Raw genomic sequence first — 16,340 nt, forward strand, 5'->3', positions numbered from 1 at the left:
AAAACGAGTGCAGGTCACCTTTTGTTCTTCCTAGCAGCGACTTATATGTTGGAAAAGCAAAATGGATATATATAAAAGCTTCCTCAACACTTGAGGAAGCCCTACCATTCAAAATATTATTTTTTTTCCTTTGAATCTGAAGAATTACTATCCTTGCTCGTTTCTTGATCTTTCTTTTCATCTTGCTGCGATGTTTTGTCCTCATCCTTCTTTTTGTCCTCACCTTTACTACAACCTACCATAAATAAAGAGCTCGCAAGTGCCATAGCAGTTAAAGATTTAACCCATTTATTCATTTGCTTATCCCCCTTTTGATAGAATATGTACAATCTCATATTACTTCTCTTTTTTGAAGGTAATATAAGAAAAGAGTAAAGATACGGTAAATTTCTGTAAATTTTCTGATAAGAGAGCCAGTTGTTTTTTATTTTGAATCGTTTTCACTTATAATAAAAATAATATAACAAAGAAAGGTTGATATATATGGAACTTGGATTAGCTGGAAAAACTGCTCTAGTTGTTGCTTCTAGTCAAGGTTTAGGAAAAGCAATTGCTACGGAACTTGTAAAAGAAGGAACAAATGTTATGCTACTTAGTCGTAATGAAGAAAAGCTAGCATCTTTACAAAAAGAATTGATCGCTCTTAATAAAGGTACTGCCATGTATACAGTTTGTGATGTTACAAACAAAGAAAACATGAAACAAGCGGTAGAATATACTGTACAAACCTTTGGCACAATTGATATTTTAGTAAACAATGCCGGCGGCCCTAAGCCTGGTACATTTGAACAATTAACAGACGAAGATTGGTACAATTCATTTGAGCTCAATTTATTAAGTTACGTTCGTATGATTCGTGAAGTACTTCCATATATGAAAGAGCAAGGCGGCAAAATTATTAACATTGCTTCGTCTTCTATTAAAGAGCCCATTCCCGGATTACTATTATCGAATACATTCCGCGTCGGCATTACAGGCTTAGCAAAAACGTTAGCATCTGAGCTTGCTCCATATAACATTTTGATTAATACGATTGCTCCTGGACGTATTGCTACGGACCGCATCGCTTCTCTCGATGAAACAGCTGCCGAAAAGCGCGGAATTGCAGTAGAAGACGTTCAAAAACAATATGAAGCAATTATCCCACTTGGAAGATATGGTCGTCCTAGTGAATTCGCTAAATTTGCTACATTCCTTGCATCCGATGCAAATACTTATATGACTGGGCAATCATTCCTTGTTGATGGTGGAATGGTAAAAAGCTTATAATTCTTTTCAAAAAAACAAGACAGCTCATATGCCGTCTTGTTTTTTTATTCTATGCAAATCTTTCGTCTTCATATATATTCTCTATTGTATATTCTTTTTTCACAACATATTGCCATACACTATATGCATAACGATTCATTTTAACAAAGCAGTTTTCTAAAAATGATCGGAATTCCGGATTTGCAACTTCTACAGCAACTTGGGCGAATCTGAGTGCTAATCTTTTTAAATTCGAAATATAGGAAATAGCAAGTTCAATGTCACCCTGACTTGTATTCTTCATCGGTATATCATTTTGTATAAGGGGGGACTTCAGTTGTTCACAAATCATATGCTGTACATTTTCACCTTCTTGAAAGTTCACTTGTTCATTGTAAGCTTGTAAAATATAGGGCAAATGTTGTTTTAATATATCCTTTAACTCTTCACCTTCCACCCTATTCATATACTCACCAATCATATGAATCATTTCATAACTACACTTCATTAATTCTTCCATACATCTCATATCATAGCTCCCCCTTCCCTCTAAATATATGCCTATAAATAGGATGCCAGAACATTTGCTACCTTTGCTAGAAACCAATCCCAGCTATTTATTTTGTCAAAATCTTTATCAGTTAAGCGTTTAGAATTATGAAAATCCTCTTGTAGTCGTTTCCATACCTCAGCTACAACTGCTTTATCATATATAAAACAGTCCGACTCTGTATTTATGTAAAAACTACGATTATCAAAATTAGCTGTTCCTACATCCACACTTATATCATCAATTATTGTCACCTTTCCATGAAAAAAACCATTCCGGTATTGATAGACTTCCGCACCGGCATCCAGCATCTTTTTTAAATGCGGATAAGCAGCTTGTTTTAGTAACAGAGCATCACTTTTAAAAGGAACAAGAATCTTTACCGTCACGCCACGCCGCAATGCTTCTTGTAAACCATCCATCATTTCCTTACTTGGTACAAAATACGGCGTTGCAATGATTAATGATTTTTTAGCCCCTTTTAATAATGCACCGTATTCCTGCCATAACCCTTTCCCATCTGAAAATACATATTGATACTTTGCATTTCCTTGCTGAGATGGTCCTTTGTACAAAGAAAGTTTTTCACCAGTATCCGCATGCCAATCTTCTGCAAATTTCTGTTCCATATCAGTCGCTCCATCTCCTGCAATACGCAACTGATAATCACGCCATTTTCCAAATTTAGGATCCTTACCGAGATACTCCTTTCCAATATTAAAACCACCAATGTAAGATATCTTTCCATCTATCACCGCAATACGCCGGTGGTTACGTTGATGCAATGAATAAAACAAATTCTTTAATTTAGGCTTTTTACTAAAAGTAAACTTAACACCCTTTTCTTTTAACTGCTGAATCACTTGTTTCTTCATTTTATAGCCACCTATACGGTCTACTGATAATTTCACATCCACACCGCTCGATGCTTTCTTCTCTAATAGTTGTAAAAAATTACGACTCACTTCATCTTTACCAACAATATAAAAATGAATATAGACATACTTTTCTGAACGATTTATATCATCAAACAAATTTTGATACAAACCTGTTCCATTTGTATATAATTGGAAATTTCCATATCGAATTTGTGATATTTCAAGCCCACTAGTCATTTTCTTCCCCATCTCTAAATCGATGTTCATCCATATGAATATCCCTATGATCCATAACAAAATGGATACACATTTTTTCATGGATAAAATCCTTTCTTCAAAAACAGTTATTCCTATATCTTTCCTTTTTTTCACGTTAACATACAAGAAAAATCTATATTTTCGTGATATATGTCCCTGTCAAACAAGAGTGAATTTGCATATTGTATGTTGTATCTTAAAATAAAAGGAGGAAATAACAATGGGCTTCGCACATGGAAATGGATTTGCGTTACTTGTCGTACTATTTATCCTCTTAATTATCGTCGGTGCTGCTTGCTTTTGCTAGTTAGCTCTCCCAAGGCGATATGCAGATGAAAAAACTATAAAAGCGGACACCTAAATTTAGGTGTCCGCTTTTCATTTCAGGTCACTTATAAAGTTAATAACGTTGCAATTTTCTTACTTTCTGCTTTTCGAATATGACGTTGCTGCGCACGTAAAACAGCAATCTCATGTAATTTTTTCTCTCCTTCTGTTTCCGCAATCACACGTGGAACAGGAACTGGATTATTTTCTTTTCCAAGGGCCACAAATGTAACAAAAGATGTTGCTGCAATTCGTTTTTTACCAGAAATTAAATCTTCCGCTACTACCTTTACAAACACTTCCATCGACGTTCTCCCTGTCCAAATGACAAACGATTCATAGCTCACACAATCAGTTGAACGAACTGGATGTAAAAAATCTACCCAGTCCATCGATGCCGTTACACATTCCATTCGTGAATGTCTCGTTGCTGAGATAGATGCAATCATATCCATTTCAGCTAATATTTTACCTCCAAATAATGTGTTATGATCATTTAAATCTGTTGGAAAGACACGACTTGTTTTAAAAACTCTTGATTCATTAACTGTTTTCCCATTTGTTTCTTCCATTTCCTTCACCTCTTTAATTCATTCATAAACCTTTCATAACATGAAAACGAAATAAATACTCCCTAAATTCTCCTAGTCCCATACATCCTATATATTAATTAATATGAGAACATTGGAACTACCCTATGCTTTTTTGTTCATCTTCTATATAAAAATTACACTAGGTGAACTATATATTATATATTAGCAATTTTCATAAATTTATGTCTATAAAAAAGAACCGATTTTTTCAATCAATCGGCTCCTCTAAATACATATTGTTCTTTCGGCTGTTCAACTTTATTCCATTTTGTTACTTCCAAAACAGGAATATTTGCATGGAATGGTTGATAAAATTCAGTTGAAATTGTTCCTTCTACTTGAATCCAATCATCATTTTTCCACTCTACTCCCTCTGGTTTTTTCACTAACATACCATATACACCTGAATCGGCTACGCAATGAATAATACCAAATCGGAATAAGAAATATTGTTCTTTCTTTGAAGAATCATCGCGGAAAACAAACCCTTTAAACGAAAGTGTCTTACCTGTAAATTCACCAGGATAATTATAAATTGTTTCCATACCTTTTAAGAAGTCTTCATCCTTCAAGGCAATATTATCTTTTGTGACGTATTCTTTTTTCCCTTTTTCCATTACACCACGATAGCCTTCTTTCCCGTAATAAATACTCGTATCGGGTCTTAGAAACTGCCTTGTCATAAATGGATCTGTGCTTTCTGCCTGCGCAACAGGAAAATGAAAACCTTTTGTTTTAACAATATCCGAATCTAATGTTGCAATTGGAAAGAATAGTCCTGAAATAATAGGGAAACAAAATAATGTATACGCAAAAGTTCGTTTCCACCATGTGTTTTCATCTTTTGAATGATCATGTCCACAATGACTATGATCACAACCACAACTGTGCTGATCTTTTTCCTTTTTGTGTTCCTTTTGGAAAACAACAATGATTTGAATAAGTGTTAAAAACCCTAAAATAATTGCAGCTGTTTTTGATAAATATGCGTACTTCATATTTATATACTTTGTTATATTACCTGAAATATGAAGCTGCGCAATTAAGATTGTAAACCCGAGTAAAATATATGCTCGAAACATAACCTACCACCCCATCGCATAAATGAGTAGTGAGCTTGCATAAACCACAAGTGTAACTGCAGCTATCACAACAATTACAAATTTTGTTTTAAATGTCGCAAGCATCATAAACATATTTTTAATATCCACCATCGGTCCATAAACAAGGAACGCGACAAGTGATGCTGTTGAAAATGTACTTTGGAACGAAGATGCAATAAAAGCATCCGCTTCTGAACATAGTGATAAAATATACGCAAGTCCCATCATAACAGCTGATGAAGAGAACGGTCCTTGGCCTATAGAAAGTAGTGTTGAAGTTTGTACAAATGTTTGAACTGCAGCAGCAATTAATGCTCCCATTACTAAGTATTTCCCCATTGAGAAAAACTCTTCAACCGCATGTGTACATACGTCCCACATCTTTTTGCGCAAAGGACGCTTATGATCCACCTCTGGGAAATGTTCATCACGTAGTTGATGATCTTTAAACATAAACGATAATATAAGTCCAACGATAATAGCTACAATAATGGCTACAATGGAACGATACCACACCATATGCATACTACTTCCAAATGCAACATACGTTGCAAATAATACAACCGGGTTAATAATTGGCCCCGTTAACATAAATGCAATTCCAGCATACGGCGGGACACCTTTCCCAATTAAACGTCTTACAATTGGAACGATGCCACATTCACAACCTGGAAACATCATGCCAAGAAAAGTAGCTAATAATACAGACAGAAATCGATTTTTCGGCATCCATTTCGCCACCATATCTTCTGTCACAAACATTTGAATGAATCCTGAAATAAATACACCAATTAGCACAAATGGTAGTGCTTCAATTAAAATTGAGATAAAGATTGTATTCATTTGCAGGAATGCTTTCGGTAACTGAAACAATTCCATGATGTATTTCCTCCATTTTTTCATTAACAATATGTAATTTTAACCTCAATTTATTATTTGAACAAGCCCTTTTCAAATCTGCAAATCATGGAAAAAAGTTTTTCATCAATACACATATCGTATATAAGAAACGTTTTATTACGACAAAAAAGCTGCTCTAGCGCAGTTTGATAACTATGCTAGAACAGCTTTCATATAATTTAAAAATAACGTTTCTTCCAAAAAATAAAGGCCATTACGCAAGATAATATTGCGGATATAATCATAGCCATTAAAAAACCATGCGGATTTTCACTTAAAGGAACTGGAACATTCATTCCAAAAAAACTGGAAACCATTGTTGGCACTGATAATATGATTGTCATAGAAGTTAAAAACTTCATAACACTGTTTAAATTATTAGAAATAACCGAACTAAACGTATTCATCATACCACTTAAAATATGACTATATATTTCAGCCATTTCAATGGCCTGTTTATTTTCAATTAATACATCTTCTAGTAAATCTTGATCATCTTCATACATTTTAATAAACGTATTATTGCGCATTAACTTTTGAATAACAATTTTGTTTGCTTTTAAAGATGTTGTAAAATACACTAAACTCTTTTCAAGACCTAATAATGTAAAGATTTCTTTATTTTTCATCGACTTATTTAACTCGTGCTCTAAGTCGATTGTTTTTCGGTTAATTTGTTTTAAGTATCGTAAATAATAAGTAGAAATCGTATATAAGAGCTGCAATGCAAAACGAGTCTTTTTAAAAGTATAAAATTCTTTAATACGCTGATTAATAAATCGCTCGAAAATCGGATTTTCTTCTAAACAGATTGTAACGAAACATTCCGGCATTACAATCATACCAATTGGAATCGTGTCGTATATTGAATTTCCTTCTTCATCATGCCTTACTGTTGGAATATCAACGATAATTAATGCATTGTCATCTTCTTTTTCAATCCGGGATCGTTCTTCATCATCCAAAGGGTCTTTAATAAAATCCAATTCTACATTCAATGTTTGCACTAGAAATTGAATTTCTTCCTCTGTTGGATGAAGTACATTAATCCAACAACCTTTTTGAATTTCCTCTATTTCTTGTAGTTTTCCGTTTCGGTCTGTTAAATAAATATTTAACATACTATCACCCCGATTCTTTTTACATGTGGGAATCTACCTCACTTAAACAACAGTTTTTGAACCGCTATTTTCAGCATATGAAACAAACGTTTAAATTTCAATAGAAAATTATTTTGAAAACGCTTTTCTTCATAATTTCTTTCAAAATAGAAAAAGACAGAGATTGCTCTGTCTTTTCAAAAGCTCATGTTGCCTTTATAACATATTTAGACAGCATCCACAAGTTAAATGAAACTGAAACTGTGTAGCCTGCATATGTTGAGATAATAAAACTGGTGTAGTCAAAGTACGGCAATAATATAATATTTAGTACGACCTTTATTATAATTCCTAAGGTTAAACCTAAAACTGTTTTTTGTTGCTGATCAATCCCTTGTAACATCGCAGCAGTAACTGTAAACAGTGAAAATAATATACACGCTGGTGCATAGTACCGTAAAATAACACTTCCTAAACTTGGATCATTTCCTACTCCAAATAAAAGAGTGTATATAGGTTGGGCTAATATAATCATTCCAATTGCTGCGGGAATTGTAATCCCTACAACAAGTAAATTGGTTTTCGTGAAATGCCTATATAATAATTGTTCATTTCCAGCTGTATAAGCTTTCGTCATTTCAGGAACGAGAGACATACTAAAAGCTGTTGCAACGGATACAGGAATAAGTACAACCATTTGGACAAGCCCAATTATTGCATTTATTTTTTCTGCTTCACCTTGTACGTAACCTATCTCTATTAAAAGTTTATTGATTGTAAATGTATCAATTGTTTGATACAACGGAATCGCTAACCCAACAGCAACAAATGGAATTGAATACGTAAATAGCTCTTTGTATAAAGCAAAAAAGGGCTTCGTTGTCTGCGGGATACTGGCAATCTCTTTCCGTTTTAAATATTTCCGCCTTCTCATATAAAACCCTATCAAAACAGTCAATCCTGCCGCCGCCCCCATAAATGCACCAAAAGTTGAAACTCCAACCGCTAACGAAACAGACGCTTTCAAAATATGCAAAACAACAAAGCTTCCTATTAAGATTGTTAAGACACGAAAAAACTGTTCCACAACTACACTAGATGCTGACGGTCCCATAGATTGAAATCCTTGAAAAAAACCGCGCAATAAACTCATTACTGGTACAATTAATAATGCAAAACTAACAATTTGAATATTATACGTCACAGCAGTCATACTATTACCAGTTTGATCACTTCCGACGATCACTAGCTTTGCAAGATATGGAGCTAACATATAAAGAACTAGAAATGAAACAATTCCCATAAAAACCATAAAAAACAGTCCACTTTTTAGCACTCGTTTTACTGTATGATAATCATTTAACTCGTCGTATTTTGAAACCATTTTAGAAACAGCAAGTGGCAATCCCATCGTTGCAATGCTCAGCATAATTGTATATGGCCGATATGCATATGTATATAATACGTATCCACTAGTACCAACCATCGCTGTAAATGGGATAACATATATAAATCCAAGCATTTTAGATATCATCGTTGCCATCGTTAAAAATAATGTTCCACGTAAAAACGGTGATCCTTTCATTTCATTCCCCCGCTACGCTTTATTACTACACATTATGGACAACTTCTTTATTTTAGAACTGAAACGTATAAAAAAAAGCCAATGAAATCATTGGCTTTAACGAACTGTTTTTCTTTTTTTCAATACCTTTAAACCGAAATAAAGAGCAATAAAGAGCACTGCCCCAATAATTATGTAATGCGTATAATCAGCTGCATATTCTTTAATATGGCGCCAATTCCCACCTAGTTTTTCTCCTAAATAAATAAAGAGAATTGACCACGGGATAATCGCAACTACTGTATATAGTGTAAAAAGTTTTAAAGGCATTTTCGCTAATCCTGCTGGTATTGAAATTGCATGACGTACAATCGGGATGAAACGGGCAGAGAAGATTACCCCCGCACCATAACGTTTAAACCAACTTTCGGCTACATCTAAATGATGCTTGTTAATCAATAAATATTTACCATATTTTTCAACTACTGGACGCCCTCCGTAATATCCTAACCAGTATAAAAAGATTTGTGCTAATGTACCGCCAATTGTACCGGCGACTACTGCCCCAATAAAACTTATTTTATCTTGCGCAACTAAAAAACCCGCATAAGAAAGGACAATCTCACTCGGAATAATTTCAATCATTAGCCCTAAAGCAACTCCAAAGTATCCTAAACTTGCAAAAAATTGCAATAACTGCTCTATTAAATTCGCTAACATTTGCTTTTCTATCTCCTTTTCTGCTTACATACCTTCTTATTATCCCACAAAGATTTATGCATGCCAATATATTCCTCATTCTTTACCCAAAATATGTACAATTCATTATAAATATACCAGGCACGAATAGAAAGAAAAAGAGATTTATACGCTGTGAATGATCCCTGGACTATGACCTGCATGTGCTTGAGGAAGGGAACTTCTGTTGGAGTACTGTTAAAATATCTTTATTCTTATCTTTACATATTTTCTTAATCAAGTAAGGAGCTTTTATTCCTATCTTTCATACAGGCAAACATCTCTCTAATTTGCCACTCTGTATTTCTAGCAGTCGATAACTCTGGGATTTCCTTTTCACCAAAAAAGGTCACTTCTTCCGTTTCAATACTTGTTTGTTTTTCGCCCCCAACAATTTCACAACCAATAAATATTTTATATACATGCATTGCTGATGGTGATGGATAATGTTTTTCTTTATCAAATACTGCTAATAATCGAAAATGATCAACTTTATAACCCGTTTCCTCCCACACTTCTTTTGCTGCCACTTCTGTTGGCGTATAGCCAACATCTGCCCAACCACCTGGAAGAGCCCATTTCCCGTCACTTTTTTCTTTCACAAATAATAATTTTTCATCCTGATACACGACAGCCCGAATATCTACTTTTGGTGTTTGATAACCCATGTCATTGGCAAATAATCTCTCTACCACTTCCCAATCTGTCTTCGTATAATGAGACATCATCGTAACTGAAAGATCACGTAATTGTTGAAAACGTTCCATATCATACACATCTTTTGAATACGTTAAACCAGCCTGAGCAATGGCTTGTATTTGTTTTACCCAATCGATCCATTTCGCTTCCATATTCTCACCATCCTAGGAAAGATATTCTCTACTCACATTGAACAATACGTAATTTCACTGCAAACGAAAAAATAGACTACTTGTTCACTTAAAACTAAACTATACTTAGCAAAAATAACAGAATATACACCATTCCTTAAAAATCTTACTATAACCTCTGTTAATTCATATTGTTGATTAAGAAATAAAAAATATAAAAAGTTCACCTTCATTTGTATAAACGAATTAAATAGTTATAAATTTTTGGATAGCTGTTACAAAAGATTCCTTCTCTTCAACAAAAGGAAAATGATTACTATTTTCAAAAATTACTAATTTTGAATCTGAAATCAAGCTATGTATTTCCTTTGAATACAAAACTGGGCATTGAACATCATGTTGACCACACAAAATGAGAGTAGGGAAATGAATATATCTTAATTTCTCTCGAATATCATACGTTTTAAGATCTTTATTATAGGCACGCATTCTTTTTCTAATTATTTTATTAAAAGGCCGTTTATTAAAATATTCATTATATTTCTAATGAACCAAATCTCCCTGTCCCATCCGTTTACATTTTACCATATATAACCATTCTTTTGTTAGATCATTACTCTAATTGCACTCTTTTTTGAGCAATGAAAGACTAATCTCCATATACACTTAAAGAATGGTGCGCTCCCTAGAAATTACCAATCCCCTACAATCATTTTACTAATAGACGCATTATTACTTTGATGTTCCACAACGTCGAGCAATTGAAACCTACTCAAATAAGATGAATCTTTAATCTTTCGTTTCTTGCTCCCTCCTTCACCTAATATAAATTTTAATATAGTAATCTTACTACTCGCCAATAGCGGGATAACAAAAAAGAGATTGATAACGAATCAATCCCTTTTCACATTATGTTAATTCATGGAGGTGTTCTTCAATATATTGCCGACGATTATTGATATATTGAAAAATCATTTCTGCTTCTTTATCAAAAATGTCTATTTTATCTTTCATATAAGGATCTTGAATAAGATACGGACGAATCGCTTCGCACATTCCCTCTACTTGTGGCCTTATAAAAGAAACCGTAAATTTTCCCTCCAAAATTTCTTCAAGGATATTGCGGTAACGTTTTCGAAATACTGGTATATCAAGAATTCTGGCACTCAATGTATTATACCCTTGAATTCGAATGTATTCATGATTAAGTGGCCTTCCCTCTACATCACGCCCCCATGTAGCATCATAATCCCATGGTATCACTTCAAACAAATGCGTTTCATCATTATGATACAATGCATAGTTATGAACAAATCCATCAAAGTTTTGAGTCAAAATAACACCTGCTAACCATCGCAAATATTTTTCAACATCAAGATAATTCACTATTTCTTTTTCATATTTTTCTCGTGATAGTGCATTTGCCTGATAAACGAATTCACTAAGCTGTTCTTCACTATGTTCATTCGCACATTTAAACTCATAGCCTGCAGATAGGTTTGTTTTAACATCTTGATCACGCTCACTTATTAAAGAAAAATTCGCATCATCATCAATCGCATAATAAATTGACCCACTCGGTAATTTACGGATTTTCAAAAAATGCTCATCAACAGATTCTAATTGCAAATATACCCCTTGAATTTGACCATTAATTTTAATAAAAACATGCTGGGATTTTGGCGAAAGTACACCAATATCACTAAAGAAGTCAAGCGATAATTTATTTCTTATAATTGACGGATCCTTAAACTCAGAATTCAAATGAAACTCTTTCACCCCTTGAAATTGTTTCGGTTTATAGAACATAACATGATATGATTTTTTATCAAATTCTCGAATATGTGCTCCCCGGTATACAATGTCAATATCATACTTTCTTTTCCCATATGTTAATTTAGCAGGCACTGGACTATCAGACCAAATGTCCTTCTTTAATTCAACAAGATACATCGGATGAATAAAAAAATCATAAGAAGGCAACATGTTCTCCCATCCCTTCTTTTTTTCTCCATTTAATGTATGCTCATTGCTTTGTCCATGTCCATATATCCGCTATATGTCTATTTTTATTGAAATCTAAGCTCTTATCTCATACAGAAGAAATTCTCTCCTCATACCCTGATTAATGTAAAAGGACACTTTTTCATTTTAATTAGCGATAAGGAGGGTTTCTATGAAACGTGATATTCAAAAAGCCGTTGAGGAAATCAAAAGCGCAGGGATGGAAGAATTTTTACATCAAGACCCAAGTAAGTTTGATTGTGACGATAATAAATTTTCTGGTCATAAATGTACAACAAGCTGTAAATGTCCTCGAACAAAATGTACACGTGCGAAAAAATGTACGTTCGTTACAAAATGTACGCGGGTGAAAAAATGTACGTTCGTTACAAAATGTACGCGGGTGAAAAAATGTACGTTTGTTACGAAGCGTACTCGTGTACGTGTACAAAAGTGGACATTCGTTACAAAAGTTACACGCGTTAAAAAATGCACATTTGTTACAAAACGGACACGTGTGAAAAAGTGCACTTGTGTTACAAAATGTACGCGGGTGAAGAAATGTACGTTCGTTACAAAACGGACACGTGTGAAAAAATCCTCTTGTGTTACAAAACGGACACGTGTGAAAAAATGTTTCTGTAAAAAATGTGTTTTCATCCGTAATCATGATAAAAAATCTTGCGATCACTCATGGGATGATGACTGTCATTCAAGCTGCCATGATTGCAATCGTCACAAACATTCATCTTGCAAACGGAAAAAATGCGATCACTTCTGGTTTAGAAAACGTAATTGCTAATTCTTTATCCCTTATCGTTAACAGTAAACGTAAAAAGACCGCTCTATTGCGGTCTTTTTATACTTGCTGAAAATGACTTATATTGGCAAACTGTTTAACACTAGCCTCTTTCCCTTCAAATTCAATGATACTTAAGCTCGCACTATGCATAAATGGATCATCCCACACTCTTTCAACAGAAAGACCAGCAAATTGCCCCACAAGCAATTTTGCAGCTGCTGCGTGTGATACAATTAAAATGCTTTCTCCTTTATGTTTTTCTAAGAGAAGGTTTACTCCTTCCATCACCCGGTTATATACATCATAAAAACTTTCGCCTGATGTCGAACAAAAACGGTGCGGCTCATTCCAAAACACATGTACCTCCTCTGGGTACTGCGCTTCCAAATCAACAAGCGTTTGCCCCTCCCAGATCCCCATATTAATCTCATAAAAGTGGTCATCTGCTATAATAGGAATATTTCGCTCCCCTTTTATTAACTCTGCTGTATGCATTGTTCTCCCACTTGGACTACTATATATCGCATGAAGTGGTATATCCTTTATACGTTCACCTAGCAGTTTTGCTTGTAACATTCCTTTATCAGTTAAATTTGAGTTCTTTCTTCCTTGCATACGCTTTGCTATATTCCATTCTGTTTCTCCATGACGCGTTACATATAATGTCGTTTTCATTTGTTTCCTTCCTCCCATTAAATCGGTCGTAATTCCCATGGTTCTAATGTTCCTACAATATAATCACTTTGTTTACTCTGAATTCCTGCTATAACCCCTTCAGCAATCTCTTCATGAGTCAACCAACTTGAATGTTCACCTTGTAAAATAAATCCTAATAAAATTCTATGATAATTACAGAAAGCACTTCCTATTTTTTGACGTTCCAATCGAGATGCACTACTCCCTAATATATGAAACAAACTATAGGATTTAGAATGTAATTCCATTTCTTCACAAATTACTTGAAGCGCCTTTTTAGCGGTTGTATGTACCCAAGCTACGACTAATGTGATAGGTCCATTTTGTTTAATCGTATCTTTAATAGATTGTTTTAAAATGTCGCTATCGTGGTAATCAAGAGAAATACATGTAACATTTTTTGGAGCATTACACGTATTCTTCACACCTTCTAACCTATCTTTATCTCGTCCAATAACAGAAACATAAAGCCCTTGATTACAAAGCCAAACGGACACTTTCTTCAGCATCCCTGTTCCTCCAATAACGAGCGCATGCATGCTCTTCCCATCCTCCTTTATTTCATCAATAAAATTTCATATGTGATTTTGCTTCCTTATAATACTTTAAGCGATCCTGCAGTGTACCTGAATGAAACTCAAACTTATGTCCATCTGGATCAATAAAATAAATAGACTGACAATCTCTTACATCACGTTCTCTTCCTTGTAAAATATGAACTTTATTCTCCTCTAATCGCTTTAATAGTCGACCAAAATCCTCTTGTTTAACAGAAAATGCAAGATGTGTATATGACTGATGAATTTCATTTCGTGCAATACCCGCTTCTTCATTGAGTGCCACCCACACTCCACATATATCAAAATATGCGAGTTTTCTTCCTTTTACTAATAACTTTCCCTCTAATACTGTTTCATAAAATTGAATAGATCTTTCTAAATCTGAAACCGAAAAACAAAGATGATTAAAGCCATTTATCAACATAAGTCCTCCTTACAAAAAAAGAGATGAGCAAAAATTCGCACATCTCTTATTATACTATTTTTTTGTAATATACGCCCATTTATAACTAAAATCGCCGCCGAATGTATGATTTGCAATTCCTTTTACATATGTTTTTTCTAAATATGCTGTACTTTGCTGATAAGTAGGTGAAATCGCTGCATCTTCTCCAATTAAGATTTTTTCAGCTTCTGCAAGTGCTTTCCAGCGCGCTGCATCATCTTTTAACAACTCACCTTTCGATTTAGCAACTAAGTCATCATATTTCGGATTTGAATACGCCATTTCATTAAATGTACTTCCTGTAATAAACATATCAATATACGTCATTGGATCTGGATAATCTGGGCCCCATGCTGATAGTGAAAACTCATATTGTAATTTCTTCTCTAAATCTAATTTCTGTTTATACGGTTGTTGTTTCAAATTCACTTTAATTCCAGGTAAATTTTTCTCAAGCTCTTCTTTAATAAAGTCGCCAACTTTTTTCCGGCTACCATTATCATCGTTTAGTAATTCTACCGTAATTGTATCTTGACCCAGCTCTTTTTTCGCTTCTTCCCATAACTTTTTCGCTTTTTCCGCATTGTCTTTACTATCACGGAAGTTTTTATTTACAGTACGAAAATCTTTTCCATCCGGACCTGTTGTAAATTTCTCTGGTACTAAGAAATATGCTGGTAATGAGCCATCATTTAAAATGACATTTGCAATACCTTTTTTATCATAAGCTAAATCAATTGCTTCACGTACTTTTTGATTTTTAAATGTTGCATTTTGTTGATTAAAACGTAAGAAATACATACGCGGATCTAGTTTCGTTTTGAATTCATCTGGCTTATTCTTTTTATATTTATCAACAAACTCTGAAGTTAAAATTACACGGTCCGCTTGATCACTATCATATAGGTTTACACCTGTGCTCGTTTCTTTTACGACACCGACATTAATTTCTTCTAGTTTTACAGTATCTTTATCCCAATAATTTGGATTTTTCTTTAATTGATAGCTTTGCTCATGCTTCCATTCACTTAACGTAAACGGTCCATTGTATAAAATTTTATCAGCTTCTAATGCATACTTATCACCTTGTTCTTTTACAAACTTCTCATTTAAAGGGAAGAATGTTGGAAATGATGTAAGGTCAAGAAAATATGGAGTTGGTTGTTCTAGTTCTACCACTAGTGTCTTATCATCCTTTGCTTTTACACCTAGCTGATCAAGTGGTAGCTCCCCCTTATTAACTTTTTGAGCATTTTTTACATCAAATAAAATAAATGCGTATTCAGCTGCTGTTGCTTTATCAAGCGCACGTTGCCAGCCGTATACAAAATCTTGTGCACGAACTGGCTCACCATTCGACCACTTTGCATCTCGTAATTCAAAAGTATATGTTTTCTTATCCTCACTAATCTTCACATCTTTTGCCATACCTGGAGTTCGCTTATTATCTTTATCTAATCGATATAAACCCTCCATTGCATTTACAAATACTCGGAATGATACGGAATCTGTTGATTTTGATGTATCCATCGAAGGAATTTCTGCTGTTTCTAGTAAGTTTAGCACTTGTTTATCGGCCATCCCCTTACCTGTTTCTTTCTTCGTTGTCGATGCTTTCTCCCCATTTCCGCAACCTGCAACGAACATACTTGTTGATAATGCAAGTGCAGCAAGCGTTGAAACTTTTTTCTTCATTATTCCTTCCCCCAATCTGTATGTATACAATAAAGCATGTATGATAGTA

The 16,340-nt window shown here is 34.2% G+C and carries 18 protein-coding genes; 3 read left to right on the forward strand and 15 right to left on the reverse strand.

Annotated elements, in window-relative coordinates:
• Window positions 1-116: 116 nt before the first annotated feature.
• Window positions 117-296: a hypothetical protein gene (locus tag MHH45_RS06125; protein WP_016114600.1), complete on the reverse strand. Its 180-nt coding sequence runs from the start codon at window positions 294-296 to the stop codon at window positions 117-119.
• A 187-nt stretch (window positions 297-483) separates the two neighbouring features.
• On the opposite strand from MHH45_RS06125, the gene MHH45_RS06130 reads away from it, so the two are divergent.
• Window positions 484-1,269, forward strand: coding sequence for an SDR family oxidoreductase (locus MHH45_RS06130; RefSeq protein ID WP_003197135.1), 786 nt, complete (start codon window positions 484-486; stop codon window positions 1,267-1,269).
• A 49-nt stretch (window positions 1,270-1,318) separates the two neighbouring features.
• Here MHH45_RS06130 and MHH45_RS06135 read toward each other — a convergent pair whose 3' ends face one another.
• On the reverse strand, window positions 1,319-1,777 hold the full coding sequence (locus MHH45_RS06135) for a spore coat protein (RefSeq protein ID WP_016114599.1): 459 nt from the start codon (window positions 1,775-1,777) through the stop codon (window positions 1,319-1,321).
• 32 nt (window positions 1,778-1,809) lie between these two features.
• Window positions 1,810-2,994: a cardiolipin synthase gene (gene cls / locus MHH45_RS06140; protein WP_098116879.1), complete on the reverse strand. Its 1,185-nt coding sequence runs from the start codon at window positions 2,992-2,994 to the stop codon at window positions 1,810-1,812.
• A 160-nt stretch (window positions 2,995-3,154) separates the two neighbouring features.
• On the opposite strand from cls, the gene MHH45_RS06145 reads away from it, so the two are divergent.
• Window positions 3,155-3,241 (forward strand): YjcZ family sporulation protein, encoded by an 87-nt coding sequence (locus MHH45_RS06145; RefSeq protein WP_000505094.1) that lies wholly within the window; start codon window positions 3,155-3,157, stop codon window positions 3,239-3,241.
• A gap of 85 nt (window positions 3,242-3,326) precedes the next feature.
• On the opposite strand, the gene MHH45_RS06150 is transcribed toward MHH45_RS06145, so the two are convergent.
• From MHH45_RS06150 to cotH, 8 genes are all read right to left on the reverse strand, one after another.
• Complete coding sequence (locus tag MHH45_RS06150) at window positions 3,327-3,833, reverse strand: acyl-CoA thioesterase (protein WP_016114597.1); 507 nt, start codon at window positions 3,831-3,833, stop codon at window positions 3,327-3,329.
• A gap of 233 nt (window positions 3,834-4,066) precedes the next feature.
• Window positions 4,067-4,936: a TIGR03943 family putative permease subunit gene (locus tag MHH45_RS06155; protein WP_016114596.1), complete on the reverse strand. Its 870-nt coding sequence runs from the start codon at window positions 4,934-4,936 to the stop codon at window positions 4,067-4,069.
• Between the two features lie 3 nt (window positions 4,937-4,939).
• Window positions 4,940-5,836, reverse strand: a complete 897-nt coding sequence (locus MHH45_RS06160; protein ID WP_016114595.1) for a permease — start codon at window positions 5,834-5,836, stop codon at window positions 4,940-4,942.
• 200 nt (window positions 5,837-6,036) lie between these two features.
• Complete coding sequence (locus MHH45_RS06165; protein WP_016114594.1) at window positions 6,037-6,978, reverse strand: magnesium transporter CorA family protein; 942 nt, start codon at window positions 6,976-6,978, stop codon at window positions 6,037-6,039.
• A gap of 184 nt (window positions 6,979-7,162) precedes the next feature.
• Complete coding sequence (locus MHH45_RS06170; RefSeq protein ID WP_016114593.1) at window positions 7,163-8,542, reverse strand: putative polysaccharide biosynthesis protein; 1,380 nt, start codon at window positions 8,540-8,542, stop codon at window positions 7,163-7,165.
• Window positions 8,543-8,638: 96 nt separating this feature from the next.
• Entirely contained in the window at window positions 8,639-9,241 is a 603-nt protein-coding gene (locus tag MHH45_RS06175) for a DedA family protein (protein WP_016114592.1), read from the reverse strand.
• 251 nt (window positions 9,242-9,492) lie between these two features.
• On the reverse strand, window positions 9,493-10,110 hold the full coding sequence (locus MHH45_RS06180; protein WP_016114591.1) for an NUDIX hydrolase: 618 nt from the start codon (window positions 10,108-10,110) through the stop codon (window positions 9,493-9,495).
• Between the two features lie 888 nt (window positions 10,111-10,998).
• Window positions 10,999-12,075, reverse strand: coding sequence for a spore coat protein CotH (cotH, locus tag MHH45_RS06185; protein WP_016114589.1), 1,077 nt, complete (start codon window positions 12,073-12,075; stop codon window positions 10,999-11,001).
• Between the two features lie 190 nt (window positions 12,076-12,265).
• Between cotH and MHH45_RS06190 the strand changes: the two genes are divergently transcribed.
• Complete coding sequence (locus MHH45_RS06190) at window positions 12,266-12,895, forward strand: CotG/ExsB N-terminal domain-containing protein (protein ID WP_016131336.1); 630 nt, start codon at window positions 12,266-12,268, stop codon at window positions 12,893-12,895.
• Window positions 12,896-12,952: 57 nt separating this feature from the next.
• On the opposite strand, the gene MHH45_RS06195 is transcribed toward MHH45_RS06190, so the two are convergent.
• Genes MHH45_RS06195 through MHH45_RS06210 form a run of 4 tightly spaced genes read right to left on the reverse strand, consistent with a single transcriptional unit; the run spans window position 12,953 to window position 16,291 of the window.
• On the reverse strand, window positions 12,953-13,570 hold the full coding sequence (locus MHH45_RS06195; protein ID WP_088094323.1) for a phosphoserine phosphatase 1: 618 nt from the start codon (window positions 13,568-13,570) through the stop codon (window positions 12,953-12,955).
• Between the two features lie 17 nt (window positions 13,571-13,587).
• Window positions 13,588-14,130, reverse strand: coding sequence for a short-chain dehydrogenase (locus MHH45_RS06200; RefSeq protein ID WP_016114586.1), 543 nt, complete (start codon window positions 14,128-14,130; stop codon window positions 13,588-13,590).
• A gap of 25 nt (window positions 14,131-14,155) precedes the next feature.
• A complete protein-coding gene (fosB, locus tag MHH45_RS06205) occupies window positions 14,156-14,572 on the reverse strand; it encodes a metallothiol transferase FosB (protein WP_033671126.1) in 417 nt (138 codons plus the stop codon).
• A gap of 57 nt (window positions 14,573-14,629) precedes the next feature.
• Window positions 14,630-16,291: a peptide ABC transporter substrate-binding protein gene (locus tag MHH45_RS06210; RefSeq protein ID WP_016114584.1), complete on the reverse strand. Its 1,662-nt coding sequence runs from the start codon at window positions 16,289-16,291 to the stop codon at window positions 14,630-14,632.
• Between the last annotated feature and the right edge of the window lie 49 nt (window positions 16,292-16,340).

This window comes from Bacillus sp. FSL K6-0042 (assembly GCF_038006685.1).
Lineage (GTDB): Bacteria > Bacillota > Bacilli > Bacillales > Bacillaceae_G > Bacillus_A > Bacillus_A pseudomycoides.